The sequence below is a fragment of the Sinorhizobium sp. CB7 genome, from assembly GCF_041357635.1.
Lineage (GTDB): Bacteria > Pseudomonadota > Alphaproteobacteria > Rhizobiales > Rhizobiaceae > Rhizobium.
In genome coordinates, this window is record NZ_JAULLL010000010.1 from 1 (window position 1) to 13,956 (window position 13,956).

10 protein-coding genes and 1 tRNA gene are annotated in these 13,956 nt (G+C 59.4%); 7 read left to right on the forward strand and 4 right to left on the reverse strand.

What is annotated here, in order from left to right; all coding sequences use genetic code 11:
• Nucleotides 1-154 precede the first annotated feature (154 nt).
• A complete protein-coding gene (locus tag AAE029_RS19145) occupies nucleotides 155-619 on the forward strand; it encodes a hypothetical protein (RefSeq protein ID WP_371074468.1) in 465 nt (154 codons plus the stop codon).
• A 1-nt stretch (nucleotide 620) separates the two neighbouring features.
• On the opposite strand, the gene AAE029_RS19150 is transcribed toward AAE029_RS19145, so the two are convergent.
• Nucleotides 621-854: a hypothetical protein gene (locus AAE029_RS19150; protein WP_371074469.1), complete on the reverse strand. Its 234-nt coding sequence runs from the start codon at nucleotides 852-854 to the stop codon at nucleotides 621-623.
• Between the two features lie 155 nt (nucleotides 855-1,009).
• Between AAE029_RS19150 and iolG the strand changes: the two genes are divergently transcribed.
• On the forward strand, nucleotides 1,010-2,002 hold the full coding sequence (gene iolG, locus AAE029_RS19155; protein WP_371074470.1) for an inositol 2-dehydrogenase: 993 nt from the start codon (nucleotides 1,010-1,012) through the stop codon (nucleotides 2,000-2,002).
• A gap of 318 nt (nucleotides 2,003-2,320) precedes the next feature.
• Here the strand turns inward: iolG and AAE029_RS19160 are convergent, their stop codons facing one another.
• Genes AAE029_RS19160 through AAE029_RS19170 form a run of 3 tightly spaced genes read right to left on the reverse strand, consistent with a single transcriptional unit; the run spans nucleotide 2,321 to nucleotide 6,699 of the window.
• Nucleotides 2,321-4,000, reverse strand: a complete 1,680-nt coding sequence (locus AAE029_RS19160) for a CRTAC1 family protein (RefSeq protein WP_371074471.1) — start codon at nucleotides 3,998-4,000, stop codon at nucleotides 2,321-2,323.
• The gene (locus AAE029_RS19165; RefSeq protein ID WP_371074472.1) at nucleotides 3,997-5,406 is read right to left on the reverse strand and encodes a hypothetical protein; all 1,410 of its coding nucleotides are present in this window, start codon (nucleotides 5,404-5,406) and stop codon (nucleotides 3,997-3,999) included. The genes AAE029_RS19160 and AAE029_RS19165 overlap by 4 nt, the downstream gene beginning before the upstream one ends.
• A gap of 51 nt (nucleotides 5,407-5,457) precedes the next feature.
• Nucleotides 5,458-6,699: an ROK family protein gene (locus tag AAE029_RS19170; RefSeq protein WP_371074473.1), complete on the reverse strand. Its 1,242-nt coding sequence runs from the start codon at nucleotides 6,697-6,699 to the stop codon at nucleotides 5,458-5,460.
• Nucleotides 6,700-6,928: 229 nt separating this feature from the next.
• Here AAE029_RS19170 and xylF point away from each other — a divergent pair, with 229 nt between their 5' ends.
• The 5 genes from xylF (at nucleotide 6,929) to AAE029_RS19195 (ending at nucleotide 13,568) form a co-directional block, all read left to right on the forward strand.
• A complete protein-coding gene (xylF, locus tag AAE029_RS19175; protein ID WP_371074474.1) occupies nucleotides 6,929-7,969 on the forward strand; it encodes a D-xylose ABC transporter substrate-binding protein in 1,041 nt (346 codons plus the stop codon).
• A gap of 261 nt (nucleotides 7,970-8,230) precedes the next feature.
• Nucleotides 8,231-9,541, forward strand: coding sequence for a sugar ABC transporter permease (locus tag AAE029_RS19180; RefSeq protein ID WP_371074782.1), 1,311 nt, complete (start codon nucleotides 8,231-8,233; stop codon nucleotides 9,539-9,541).
• 21 nt (nucleotides 9,542-9,562) lie between these two features.
• Nucleotides 9,563-10,345 (forward strand): ATP-binding cassette domain-containing protein, encoded by a 783-nt coding sequence (locus AAE029_RS19185; RefSeq protein ID WP_371074475.1) that lies wholly within the window; start codon nucleotides 9,563-9,565, stop codon nucleotides 10,343-10,345.
• A 180-nt stretch (nucleotides 10,346-10,525) separates the two neighbouring features.
• Nucleotides 10,526-10,602, forward strand: a tRNA-Arg gene (locus AAE029_RS19190).
• A 479-nt stretch (nucleotides 10,603-11,081) separates the two neighbouring features.
• On the forward strand, nucleotides 11,082-13,568 hold the full coding sequence (locus tag AAE029_RS19195) for a helicase C-terminal domain-containing protein (protein ID WP_371074476.1): 2,487 nt from the start codon (nucleotides 11,082-11,084) through the stop codon (nucleotides 13,566-13,568).
• Nucleotides 13,569-13,956 lie beyond the last annotated feature (388 nt).

Genomic DNA, 13,956 nt, shown 5'->3' on the forward strand with positions numbered 1-13,956 from the left:
TCCCTGTGCTTGTCACAGGGATCCAGCCGCCGTGCGTCCGCACGGCGAAAAGACTTCTGTCAGCCGATCGACCCAAACTCACCGCCAGCGCTGACCGCGCGGCAAGCTCCGCGCCACGTTCCGCTGATCTGATGCGGACCTCTGAGAGGACCGCATGCTGTTCGGACAATCGATATTTGAATCCGTTCTGGAACGTCTGAAGTCGGAAGAAGAAGCCGCGGCAGAGGCCGAAGCCTCAGCCGTTCACCGTCTTCATGGGCTGAACACGGGATTTGCCACGACAGTGCTGGAAGGCATTTCGGTCGGATGGCAGCGTGTGGGCCAGGCCTATTTCGACAATCTGGATTTCGATGACCCTGCCGAGCCCGATCCCCCGCCGCCTCCCGAACCCGAGCCGGTGATGCCTGACCATCTGGCGCGCATTGCGCCCGAGGAAATCGCCGCTGAGCTGGCAATCACCGCGGAGGTTACGATCCAGAGCCTGAGCGAGAAGCGCCGCGCTTTCGCCAAGGTGAACCACCCGGACCGGGTCGCACCCGCCTTTCGGGAAAACGCGACCATTCGCATGAAAATCGCCAATCTCCTGATCGACGAGGCGGTCCGGCGGCTCAACCGCTGATCTATTCTTTTTCCTCCTCCGGTGCCGGGCTTTCGCTCTTGTCGGCCGGGGGCGTCGGGTTGAAGGTGATGAGCAGCATGTAGGCGGCATAGACGCCCGCCGCAGCGGCCAGAACGGCCCAGAAGGGATCGCCGGTGAAAATCTCGACGCCGGCCCAGCCGAAGCAGACGGCAACGATCAGAAGCCGCACCCAGAGAGGCCGGTAGGTCGGATGGTTCGGATCGATCAGTTGCATCTGCGTCTCATGGGTCGCGTTCAGGTCACTTGTCTTTAGGATGGATTTGCGAAATGTGAAAGCCCTGTGGGCTTGACGCGAGGGGCAGAAAATGGAATGAAAATTCCACGATTTTTGCAATTCGGTTTATTTGTTCCGAATCGAGGGAGGTAACAATGACTGTGAGATTTGGTCTTCTCGGCGCCGGTCGCATCGGCAAGGTTCATGCGAAGGCGATCAGCGGCGACGCGGATGCGAAACTGGTCGCCGTTGCCGATGCTTTCCCGGCGGCGGCCGAAGCGATTGCGACCGCATATGGCTGCGAGATCCGCACGATCGAGGCAATCGAGGCCGCCAAGGACATCGACGCCGTCGTCATCTGCACGCCGACCGACACCCATGCCGATCTGATCGAGCGATTCGCCCGCGCCGGCAAGGCGATCTTCTGCGAAAAGCCTGTTGATCTGGACATCAACCGGGTCAAGGCATGCATCAAGGTCGTCGAAGAGACGGGCGCCAAGCTGATGGTCGGCTTCAACCGCCGCTTCGATCCGCATTTCATGGCGGTCCGCAAGACGATCGACGCCGGTCAGGTTGGTGAGGTCGAAATGGTGACGATCACCTCGCGCGACCCCGGCGCCCCGCCCGTCGACTACATCAAGCGCTCGGGCGGCATCTTCCGCGACATGACGATCCACGATTTCGACATGGCCCGATTCCTGCTCGGCGAAGAGCCGGTTTCCGTCACGGCGACGGCCGCCGTCCTGGTCGACAAGGCGATTGGCGAGGCCGGCGACTACGACAGCGTGTCGGTCATCCTGCAGACGAAGTCGGGCAAGCAGGCGATCATCTCCAATTCCCGCCGCGCCACCTATGGCTACGACCAGCGCATCGAAGTGCACGGCTCGAAAGGCATGGTCGCCGCCGAGAACCAGCGTCCGGTTTCGATAGAGGTCGCAAACAGTGAAGGCTACACCCGCCCGCCCCTGCACGACTTCTTCATGACCCGCTACACCGAGGCCTATGCCAACGAGATCGCAAGCTTCATCGCCGCAATCGAAAAGGGCGCGAAGATCACCCCTTCCGGCGCAGACGGCCTTGCAGCACTCGTGCTCGCCGATGCCGCGGTGCAGTCGGTGAAGGACGGCAAGCTGATCAAGGTGAACTGAGGCTGAGCCATTCCGCTGGGATTTGAGCTGGCCGGGCGAGAGCCCGGCCATTTCGTTGGTGGGAGTGAAGGCTTTGACTTGACGAGATCAGTTCGAAGGCTCCGTTTGGCACCAATGGTCACTCCATACTCCGTCATCGGGCTCCGACCCGAGGATCCACACCCAAGCAAACCGCGGAGAATGGATCCTCGCCTCAAGGGCGAGGATGACAGAATTTGGGGTGAGCGTTGGTGCCAAACGGAACCTCGCGCAAGCTACCAAAGCCCGATTGAGTCATTCGCCGCACGTCCGCACGGCCCCAAATGACGGCCCGTCCCCCTACTGACTTACCCCCTGCGCCGGCGGCGGGAACCAGTAATTGGCAGCCGGCGCCCCACGCTTGATCACCACATGCTGGTTGGCGAAAATGCGGTAAGGCTGGCTCCATTCACCGTCCGGCCATTGCACGCGTACGACCGCGCGCTCGTTGACGCCGAGCCCGAGATGGGTGAAGCCCACCTGCCCGGAGGCATGGCCGCCGCCGATCTCGATCTTGCGCGTCTGCGTCAGCGTGCCGGCCCGCACGTTGATGGTGGCGCCGACGCCCATATGGTTGATCTTGCCGTTGTCGAGCTCGATCTCGGTCCAGTTACCGAGCGGCCGGTACCCCCAATCCGTCTTTGCGCCGAGATTGCGAAAGAGCACCGCCTTTTGCATGCGGTTGACGACCAGGATGTCGAGCATGCCATCATTGTTGAAATCCTCGACCACCGCGCCGCGTCCCTTGCCGGGAATGGCGATACCCGCCTCGTCACCCTTCTCATGGAACTTGCCGTCGAAGCCGCCGAGCAGAAGGTTATTGGGGTCGCTCGCCGCGAATTCCGGCATGTTCTCGACATTGCCCTTGGAGATGAAGAGATCGACATTGGTGTCGTTGTTGACGTCAGCGAATTGGCTGTGCCACCCGGTCGAAGGGCGGCGGTCGTTGCCCGTATAGGGCCGATAGGCAGTCGTGCCCTTTTCATAGGCCATGTCGCGATAGGTCGGCCGGTCCTCGCCGGCATCGTCATCCAGCGTCTGCAGCATGTTGTCGCCCATCGACGTGATCGCATATTCCGGCAGGCCATCGGAATTGAGGTCCGCCTCGGCAATGCCCATTCCCCAGATCTTCAGCGATGCCCAGCCCTGTGCTGCCGTATACTGCCGGGGTGGCCGGCCCGGCGGCAGTTCCCAGAGCTGTTCCTGTCCGCCGCGATAATATTGCCGGTCATTGGCGACGCGTAGCGACGCCTGTCCCGAGCGGTTCCAGTCGGTGAACAGCATCGAGAGCGTGCAATAGCTCGGCTCCAGCCGGAACGCCTCCGAATAGTCCGGCGTCTCCTCCCCCTTCGGGCGGATCAGCACATTCGGGCTGCAGGTGCCGAAGGGCGTGCCGGGCGCTGTGCGATCGACGTAGTTTCCAAATGCGATCGTCGGGAACCGGTTGCCCGCCTCCCAGGTCGCGGAAAAGGCGGTCGTCCATTCCCTTCCGCCGTCGAAGGAGAGCTCGCGGTTCGCCTTGTGGAAGGTACAATCCGGCCCGCCCTTGAGGATGATGTCCTCGCCAAGCCGCAGAAGCACGACGTCGGTATAGCGGTCGTTGTCGATGTCGATCGGATAGGCACCGAGCACGGACTTCTGATCCTTGTCGGAGAGATCGACCGCCTTCTGGACGAATTTAAGAGCGCCGCCCGTGGGGCTCTGGTTGACATAAAGGCCGATCGGATTGGTACCGCCGGCAAGGATCAGGTCGGGACGACGGTCGCCGTTGCAATCGAAACTTGCGACACCGCCGCCGACGAAATATTCCCAGGGGCCGGTATATTGATGGTCGATGCCGGCGGTAACCGCCTCCTCATGATAGGACGGGACATCCATGGTGAATGGAGCCGGTGCCGCGTCTTCGGCCAGCACAGGGGAAAATACGAGCGGCATCACCATGCCGACGCTGGTAACCAGGGAAGCGAGTTTCTTCATCATTGTTCGATCACCAGCGTCTTGAGGAAGGCGATGAGGCGTGAACGATCCTCATCGGAAGCGCCGATATAGGCATCGCGGGCGGCGCGGCCGTCGTCGCCATGGGCACGGATGACCTCGTCGAGCGTGGTGATGTCATTGCGATGACCATAGGGCGGCGTCGACGAAACGCCCCAGAGCTCCGCCGTCATGAAGATGTTGCGGTCGACGAAACGCTGCGCCAGAAGCTCGTTGCCGAGCCGGTCGACGCCGTTATCCGTCATGGTGTGCCGCTTCAGGTCACCGAAGAGCGGCACCAGCACCTGCCCCTTGTCGTTGCGCGTAAGCTTCTTCGTCCAGTCGCGCAGGCCGAGATCGTAGACAGCCGGTTGCCTGACCTGATCGGTGTTCAGCGTGCCGGCGACATCATTCGGTCCGGGATCGGCAAAGGCGAGGCTGTCGAGCGGCAGGCTCGGCCTGTGGCAGGCGGTGCAGCCCATGCCGTCGAAAAGCTTCTCGCCGGCCGCCGCCATGTCTTTCCAGCGCGTATCGTCCGGCGCCTTCCTGACGGGCGCCGGCAGCGTTGCCTGCCAGGCGACCATGGCCGAAACGTCACCATCGCTGATCTCGTCATTGAACTTGTCGCCGTCGAAATCCGGCGTGCCGGTCCAGCGGCCGCCGAAGCGTTCGATCGCCTCCATGCCGTGATGCTGGTTGAGCGCGTTGACGGTGAACTGGCGCAGCGAGGTCATCACGCCCTTCTGGCTGAAGGGGCGGATGACGAGATCCATATCGACGCCATCGAGCTCCTTCATATCGACGAGGCCATCCGGCTCGACCGTCAGCCAGCCGAAACTCACGCCCTTGGTTTCCAGGCTGATGCGCTGCGGCTTGCCCGTTTCGGAGGCCTTTGTCAGAGCGTCCGCGCGCTGGCGCTGCAGATCCGCCGTCATCTCGCGGGCGAGAAGCTCGATCAGCCCGTCGCCGAAGAGGCTGTTCGTGCCGCGCTCGTTGGAAAACTGCGGATCGGTGGTGTCGAAATCGGCACTCTCGAAGCCTTCGGAGACGAAGACATTGGTCACGAACTCGCCGGCGCCGCCGATGAAAGGCTCGTTGTGACAGCCGGAACAGGCATTGGCGTCAACACCGGCGGTCCGGCTGAATTCGCTCTGGACGGGATGCTTGCGCTTCGTCGGCACGATCGCCTGCGTCGCCCCTGGCCGGCCGGCGCCGTCCTGAACGGTGTAGCGGGCGGTGAAAAGCGCCTCGCCGATCTTGGTCAGCTTGTCGAGCTCATCAGCCGTCAGCCGACCGGACACCTCCGCTCCCGCCTGCCCGAGCGCCGGCGTCTTTTCCTCCCACGGCTCGGCCGCCAAGGCCGGCAATCCGGCCGCGGCAAGGCCAAGACACAGCAGCATGCTTTTCCTCATGCGCCCCTCCTCAATAAAAAAATGCCCATCCGGCCGCGCCCCGCAGCCGGTTCATTCCGCCATTTCCATCGACTGGCCTGCGCCTCCGGACATGACGACGTCATTGTCGATCATCGAAAGCGCCCGACTGAGATGCCCCTGGAACACCAGGCTCTGCTCGTCCGCCACGACCTGGATTTCCGGCATGCCTTCCATGCGCACCACATGCGATTGCGCGAGACCCTCGATGAAGCCCTCGCTCAGGAGATCGTAATAGCGCGTCCCCGCGCCGGTCAGCACGACGCCCATCATTTCATGGAGACTCAGCACGCGCGAAAGCCCGTTGCCGAGCGCGAGCCCCGCCTGCCGGAAGGCAAAGCCGTTGCGGCGATCCCCCTGGCGTGCACTGGCGGCGATCTTGTCGAGTTCGGCAACCGGAACAAATTTCGCCGGGATGGTATCGGACGGCAGACCGAAGGCCGTGCGCAGAATGGCGTAGAAGCCGGCATAGGCCTCGATGCAGCCGCGCGCGCCACAGCGACAGAGCCCGCCATCCGGCACATGCAGCATATGCCCGAAGTTTGGCGCCGAGACCTGATGGTCGCTGCCCGGCTCGCCGCGCCGCACGATGCCGAGGCCGATGCTGTGACCGAGCGAGAGCGCCGCAAGCGCCCGGAAATTCTCTCCCCTCTCATTCTCTTCCATGAGACCGAGAGCTGCGGCGACCAGCAGGGTCTCGTTGCTGAGAATAATCTTCGCTCCCAATCTGCTCTTGAGAACGGCCGCGAAATCGATCTGCTCGCGGCCGAAGACAGGCGACCAGCGCAGGATCGGCTCCTGCGAATCGACGAGGCCCTTGCTGCTGATGGAGATCACGAGAACCTTCTCGCGGGGCAGCCGGGAACGGGAGACGAGTCGGTCAAGTCCGTCCTGCAGAGCCATCACGAACGGCTTCACTCCCGCGGCATCCTGCGGGCGTTGCTCGGAAAAACGGTCGATGAGTTTCCCGGCATAATCCACCAGCGAATACTGCACGGCATCGGAGGAGATGATGACGACGATCAGATAGGCATGGTCCCGGCGCTGGGAAAAAAGCACCCGCGGCCGCCCGCGGCCGCCGACCGCCTGCTGCTCTGATCTTTCGATGATCTGCGCCTTTTCGAGGTCCGCGGTAATGGCCGAGACCGTCGCCGACGAAAGCTTGGTGAAATCGGATATTTCCGTATGCGCGAGTGGGCCATGGCGCCGGAGCGCAGCCAGAGCGAGCAGGCTGTTTCTTCGGCGGACCAGCTCCGTGCTCGACTTGGCCAGCATGAAAGCCGCCCCTCCTCCCGTTATTCCACCCCGGACTCACTGCATCTCCAGCGACCCTTACGCGATCGAATTTTCGGCTGGTAGTGCAGTGTTGACAGTTTCAAAAATCTCTGACACTAAATTTCTCGACTGTCGAGAAAAAAATCTGTCACCTTCTCGACGGTACCATCGTGGCGGCCGGCGGGAGCTTTTGGGTACGCGCGGCTGCGTTCACTCGGGAGGTAAATCTATGAAATCACTTATGAAGCTGGTGGCCGGCGCGGCTATCGTTTTGACCATGCAGACCGCTGCCATGGCTGCGGATATGGTTGTCGGCGTTTCCTGGTCCAACTTCCAGGAAGAGCGTTGGAAGACCGACGAAGCCGCCATCAAGAAGGCGCTTGAAGCTGCCGGCGCCAAGTATATTTCCGCTGACGCCCAGTCGTCCGCCGCAAAGCAGCTGACCGACGTCGAATCCCTGATCTCGCAGGGCGCCAATGCCCTGATCATTCTCGCCCAGGACTCCGACGCTATCGCCCCGGCCATCGAAAAGGCCGCCGACGAAGGCATCCCGGTCGTCGGTTACGACCGTCTGATCGAAAATCCGAATGCCTTCTACATCACCTTCGACAACAAGGAAGTCGGCCGCATGCAGGCTCGCGAAGTCCTGAAGGCGAAGCCGGAAGGCAACTACGTCTTCATCAAGGGCTCCTCTTCCGATCCGAACGCCGACTTCCTGTTCTCCGGTCAGATGGAAGTGCTGAAGCCCGCCATCGACGCCGGCAAGGTCAAGAATGTCGGCGAAGCCTATACCGATGGCTGGCTGCCGGAAAACGCGCAGCGCAACATGGAACAGATCCTGACGGCCAACGACAACAAGGTTGATGCCGTTGTCGCCTCCAACGACGGCACCGCCGGCGGTGCGATCGCCGCCCTCGACGCCCAGGGTCTTGCCGGCTCCGTTCCGGTTTCCGGCCAGGACGCAGACAAGGCAGCGCTCAACCGCATCGCACTCGGCACGCAGACCGTCTCGGTCTGGAAGGACTCCCGCGAGCTCGGCAAGCGCGCCGCTGAAATCGCGCTCGATCTTGCCGGCGGCAAGACGATGGACGAGATCCAGGGCGTCCAGGTCTTCAAGGGCGGTGCGAAGGGCATCGAAATGAAGTCCGTCTTCCTGACCCCTGTTCCGATCACCAAGGACAACCTGAACCTCGTCATCGACGCGGGCTGGATTTCCAAGGCTGAAGCCTGCCAGGGCGTGAAGGCCGGTTCCGTTGCTGCCTGCAAGTAAGCCAGGTCTCTGAACAAGAATACCGGCGCCGCAATGGGAGACCGTTGCGGCGCCGACGCGGATGGACGCAACTGTGATGTGCAATCCTCCGCCTTTACCCGTACCATTGCTGCGCTTTGGCTCCTGCCGCAGTTGATGCCCCTTTGCGAAGGCGGATCGGACTGCGGAAGCGGAGTGATGGTAAGTCTGAGAACGGGGCAAGATCGCCGGCGTCACCTCTCGCCGAAGCGCCTGCCCAAACAGTGGGGGAACGACAATCCCATGGCCGACACGGTACATTCAACAACTCCCGGTCCGCGCACCGCGGAAGCCAGTCCTGTGACACGCTTCTTCCGCGCCACCGAGATCGACACGCGCCTGCTCGGCATGGTCGGCGCCTTGCTCATCATCTGGATCGGTTTCCACATCATCACCGGCGGGCTCTTCCTGACGCCGCGCAATCTCTGGAACCTTTCGGTACAGACGTCCGACATCGCGATCATGACGACCGGCATGGTTCTCGTCATCGTCACCCGCAACATCGACCTTTCCGTCGGTTCCGTGCTCGGCATCTGCGGCATGATCATGGGTGTCATGCAGGCGAAGTTCCTGCCCCAGGTCATCGGCTTCGATAGTCCCGCCACCTGGGTCCTCGCGCTCATCGCCGGCCTCATCGTCGGCGGCCTGATCGGCGCCTTCCAGGGCTTCATCATCGCTTTCATGAATGTTCCCTCCTTCATCGTCACCCTCGGCGGCCTGCTCGTCTGGCGCGGGGCGACCTGGCTCGTCACCAGCGGCCAGACCGTGGCGCCGATGGACGCAACCTTCCGCATCATGGGCGGTGGCGCGGAAGGCTCGATCGGCGCGACCTGGAGCTGGATCGTCGGCATTCTCACCTGCCTCTTCGTCATCGGCAGCATCATCGGCTCGCGCGCCCAGCGCCGGCGCTTCCGCTTTCCGCTGCGCCCCCTCTGGGCCGAGTACTTCCTCTCGGTTCTGAGCTGCGGCCTCATTCTCGGCGCGGTCTGGATCGCCAACAGCTATTACTGGCCGCCCGCCATCGCCAGACGCTACGCGGAGGCCAACAATATCCCCTGGCCTGAAGGTGGCCTCGATATCCCCTACGGCATCGCCGTGCCGGTGCTGATCGCGATTGTGGTCGGCATCGTCATGACCTTCATCGCCACTCGCCTGCGCTTCGGCCGCTACGTCTTCGCGATCGGCGGCAACCCGGAAGCAGCCGAGCTCGCCGGCATCAAGACCCGCTGGGTCACCGTGCGCATCTTTACGCTAATGGGCATCCTCGCCGCGATCGCGGCGGCCATCTCCACCGCCCGCCTCAACGCCGCGACCAACGCTCAAGGGACGCTCGACGAGCTCTACACGATCGCAGCTGCGGTCATCGGCGGTACGTCGCTTGCAGGCGGCACCGGCACCATCGCGGGCGCGATGCTCGGGGCGCTCGTCATGCAGTCGCTGCAGTCGGGCATGGTGCTGGCGCATGTCGACACGCCGATGCAAAGCGTCGTCGTCGGCGCTGTTCTCGTCATCGCGGTCTGGCTCGACACAGTCTACCGCGCCCGTGCCAAGTAAGACGTAAGAGGAGTCCGAACCATGAGTGACCAACGCACTCCCCTTGTGGAAATGAAGAATATTTCCATCTCGTTCGGCGGCATCCACGCCGTCGACAACGCCTCCGTCGATCTCTATCCCGGCGAGGTCGTAGCATTGCTCGGCCATAACGGCGCCGGCAAGTCGACGCTGATCAAGATTCTCTCCGGCGCCTACAAGCGCGACAGCGGCGACATCCTGATCAATGGCGAACAGGCCGACATCCGCAATCCGCGCGATGCGAAGAAATACGGCATCGAGACGATCTACCAGACGCTCGCCGTCGCCGATAACGTCGACGCCGCCGCCAACCTCTATCTCGGCCGCGAGCTGAAGACTCGCTGGGGCACGCTCGACGACGTCGCGATGGAAGCCTCCGCCCGCGAGGTGATGGGTCGCCTGAACCCGAACTTCAAGCGCTTCAAGGAGCCCGTGAAGGCGCTTTCCGGCGGTCAGCGCCAGTCGGTCGCGATCGCCCGCGCGATCCTTTTCAACGCCCGCATCCTGATCATGGACGAGCCGACGGCCGCCCTCGGTCCCCAGGAAACGGCACAGGTCGGCGAGCTCATCAAGCAGCTGAAGAAGGAAGGCATCGGCATCTTCCTGATCAGCCACGACATCCACGACGTCTTCGACCTCGCCGATCGCGTCTCGGTCATGAAGAACGGCCAGGTCGTCGGCCATGCCCGCACCGAGGATGTGACCAAGGACGAAGTACTCGGCATGATCATCCTCGGCAAAGTACCGCCTAAGGCCATTCCTGGCCCAGGTGCGATGCAGAGCTGATCCCCCGCCGGGACACCTTCAAGCCGGGCATTCTTGCCCGGCTTTTTTGTTTGATTTATCGACGACCGCACCCTTCCCCTTAACCACTTTCATCCTGATGCATTTTCGAGATTGAAGACCGGCGCATCCTGGGTTAAGAACCGCCTATCCAATCAGGCGAGTCACCCTCGCCTGCGGCACGCACCCGTAGCTCAGCTGGATAGAGTGTTGGATTCCGATTCCAAAGGTCACAGGTTCGAATCCTGTCGGGTGCGCCATTTAACTATTTGATTTAATTAATTTTTCGGTTTTTCTTGTTCTTGAACGCGCTGGAAATAAGCTAGCTCAGTGGCGCATGCGCTTCAGAATTCTTCAATGTTTTCAATGTATCCTACGAAAGCTCGGGCGCGTGCTTGGCGCAGCTCCGGCGCAAATGCGCCGACCAAAGCAACTCGAAAGGTGCCTCACATTATGCTGCAAAATCCCACTCCGACGAAGAAGACCCATTGCAGCAGGAGTTTCCGTTGTCGCAGCGATCATTCCCCTTCAATTTTTCTGCATTCAATGAAGATCTGTGTCTCAGGAAGGTTGTTCTGTGTGTCTTGGCGCGCCCCTTGAAGACTAGGTGACTGGCAATTTTGCTGCTGCGCAACCACTTCGCCATTTGGCATGAAATCAGACATCTCGATGGTTATTTCTTAACCCACTCTATATATGAAAGGTTGTGAAATTTTTCGATGCGCAAGGAGCGGGAAATATGCTGGATTTTGGTGCGCTGTCAGGTGGGGGAGACGGAACAGGACAAACGGTGATTGATCCTCAGAAGATCTTTACCACCCTCGTTAGGCACCCACGGTTCAAATTTCTTTCTGCTAATCAGGGCGAAGTATTGGATAGGTGGTTTGACGCTCGTCAACGCTCGGACAATACTATCAAGATGAATACCGGGTCAGGCAAGATGTTGATTGGCCTACTTGCGCTTCAGAGTTCGCTTAATGAGCAAGTCGGTCCGGCTCTGTACGTGGCGCCAGACAATTACCTCGTCGGCCAGGTCTTGCAGGAAGCGGAAGACCTGGGGATTAAGGCCACAGATGACATTAACAGTGCGGCCTATCTTTCGGGTGATGCAATACTGGTTGTCAATGTTCACAAGTTGTTTAACGGAAAATCGCTTTTTGGGGTCGGCGAAACGCGGATTACCATTGGGACGGTCGTGATTGACGACGCACACGCTTGCCTTTCTGTAATTGCAGATCAGTTTATGATGCGATTGCCCACAGCGCATCCAGCCTATCAAGAGTTGTTCTCGATATTTGAAGACGATCTGAGGCTTCAATCAGAGCTGGGGCTTATCGAATTGAAAGGTGAGGATCCAAATGCCCTCATTCTTACCCCTTTTTGGTCATGGTATGATAAAAGGGAGCAAGTGATTTCAATACTTCACAAGCATCGTAATACCGAAGCTCTGACCTTCAGTTGGCCGCTATTGAAAAATGTGATTCCATTTTGTCAATGTGTTTTTGGCGGAAGCGGTCTTGAAATTTCTCCCCGCTGCCTCCCCATTGATGCGATTTCTAGTTTTTCAAACGCGAAGCGCCGCATATACATGACCGCAACTCTAGCGGACGACGGCGTCCTCGTGACACAGTTGCAGGCAGATGTTGCCGCAATCTCCGATCCCATAAAGCCGAAGGGAGCGGGTGAAATTGGCGACCGCATGATTATTGCTCCTCAAGAGGTAAATCCAAGTATTACAGACAGTGACGTTAAGTCCATTGCCATGGAGGTGGCCAAGACACGGAATGTTGTGGTGATTGTGCCTTCAGAGAGACGGTCACTCTTCTGGAACGATGTTGCGGGTCAGGTTCTGATGTCTTCCAATATATCGGCAGGAGTGGATCGCCTGAAGAGTGGCGAGCGGGTTGGGATCACGGTGCTGGTTAACCGTTATGATGGGATCGATCTGCCCGAGGAAGCGTGTCGTCTCTTGATCATTGACGGGCTGCCTGAAGTGCAAGGCCTCACCGCCAGAGTTGAGGCCGGCCTTCTTGAAGGAACACAGACGCATCTTCTTCGCCAAATCCAAAAATTGGAACAGGGGATGGGACGCGGCGTTCGTTCGGCTGAAGATAGATGCGCCGTTCTGCTCTTGGGGCCTCGCCTTACTCAAAAGATTAATCAACCCGAAGCGCGAGCGCTGTTCACGCCCGCTACCCTTGTTCAAATGGATATAGGCCGCGAGGTAACGCGACAAATCAAGGGACAGCCGGCTGACAAGTTGAAGCCCATCCTTGATCTTTGCATATCAGGTGACCGGCAATGGTGGCAAGCGGGACGTGCAAGACTTGCTAAAGCACCTGACGGCGGTGCAAGTAGGGTCGAGCAATCCGTGGTTGCTCAGAGACAGGCCTTCGACTTCATTACTTTAGGGCAGCAATCTAAGGCCGCAGGGGTACTGCAGGCTGCAATAAACTCACAGGTAGATAACAAAGTTCGCGGCTATCTCAAACAACAGCTCGCAGAAATAACTCATATCGCCAACCCAGCCAAAGCGCAGGAGCTACTCGTCTCTGCCGTGGCAGACAACCGGCATATGGTTAAACCGCTTGCAGGCATCAGCCATGTAAAGATCAAGGCACCTGAAGTTCAAGCCAAAGCTGTGGCGGCATATATATCAGCACGGTTCATTGATACCAACGGCCTAGTGTTGTTCACCAATGCACTTGCGGGGGATTTGGTCTGGGATGAACATAGAACTGACCAATTCGAAAGTGCGTTCAGAGATTTGGGTGCATTTCTTGGGTTCGGCTCACAACGACCTGACAAGGAATATCGGGATGGTGGGCCAGACAATCTCTGGGCCATTGGTGATCTGACGTTCTTGGTAATCGAGTGTAAGAGCGGCGTTAAAAATGATGGCCGCTTGATCTCGAAAGATCACTGCAACCAGCTGCTCGGGGCGCGTTCTTGGTTTGCAAGAGGTTATGACCAGACATGTCAATCAATTCCCATATTGGTCCATCCTGTAAACAAATTTCAGATTGAAGCGTCGCCATCAGCTGACATGCGAATTATTGACAATGAAAAATTGGTTGCACTTCGAGCTGCTGTGCGGGGGCTTGGGGTGGCGTTGGTGGCAAACGGAGCGTTTGGCGACGAGGCTACAATTGCGTCGAGCCTTGACCATTATGGACTGACCAAGGCGAAGTTCGTAAACACCCACACGAAGCCATTTAGAAGTTGATTTGCACCGGGCTTCGGTGCTTGCCTCGCAGGCAAGCACCGTGATCATTTTAGACAAGTCGAATAATGCAGGCTTGGCTCAGCGCAACTGTAGCGCATTCACATATAGATCAATACATATATATATATATATATATCAAATGGTTAGCATGGATTTCTCCAATTGAAAATTCGCGTGCTTATGGTAAACGCGATGGATTGGCATAGAACGCCGGACGCTGCCCGGTTGGCGACATCTTGGTCACATCTATCGATTGGCATTTCAGCTCCATGAATTCGGCGAGTTATAGTTTTTGTTCGCCATCATTCGCCTTCCTCCAAGGGGCAGCTTGGGACTTACTCCAAACAAAGCCGCAGTTTGGTGATCCGCGGCTTTGTCGTCTACTAGC

Bases quoted from the DNA above. Each gene is read 5' to 3' on its own strand.
- iolG (WP_371074470.1), top strand. From the start codon at position 1,010: ATGACTGTGAGATTTGGTCTTCTCGGCGCCGGTCGCATCGGCAAGGTT.
- AAE029_RS19165 (WP_371074472.1), bottom strand. From the start codon at position 5,406: ATGAGGAAAAGCATGCTGCTGTGTCTTGGCCTTGCCGCGGCCGGATTG.
- AAE029_RS19150 (WP_371074469.1), bottom strand. From the start codon at position 854: ATGCAACTGATCGATCCGAACCATCCGACCTACCGGCCTCTCTGGGTG.
- AAE029_RS19160 (WP_371074471.1), bottom strand. From the start codon at position 4,000: ATGATGAAGAAACTCGCTTCCCTGGTTACCAGCGTCGGCATGGTGATG.
- AAE029_RS19145 (WP_371074468.1), top strand. From the start codon at position 155: ATGCTGTTCGGACAATCGATATTTGAATCCGTTCTGGAACGTCTGAAG.
- AAE029_RS19195 (WP_371074476.1), top strand. From the start codon at position 11,082: ATGCTGGATTTTGGTGCGCTGTCAGGTGGGGGAGACGGAACAGGACAA.
- AAE029_RS19185 (WP_371074475.1), top strand. From the start codon at position 9,563: ATGAGTGACCAACGCACTCCCCTTGTGGAAATGAAGAATATTTCCATC.
- AAE029_RS19180 (WP_371074782.1), top strand. From the start codon at position 8,231: ATGGCCGACACGGTACATTCAACAACTCCCGGTCCGCGCACCGCGGAA.
- AAE029_RS19170 (WP_371074473.1), bottom strand. From the start codon at position 6,699: ATGCTGGCCAAGTCGAGCACGGAGCTGGTCCGCCGAAGAAACAGCCTG.
- xylF (WP_371074474.1), top strand. From the start codon at position 6,929: ATGAAATCACTTATGAAGCTGGTGGCCGGCGCGGCTATCGTTTTGACC.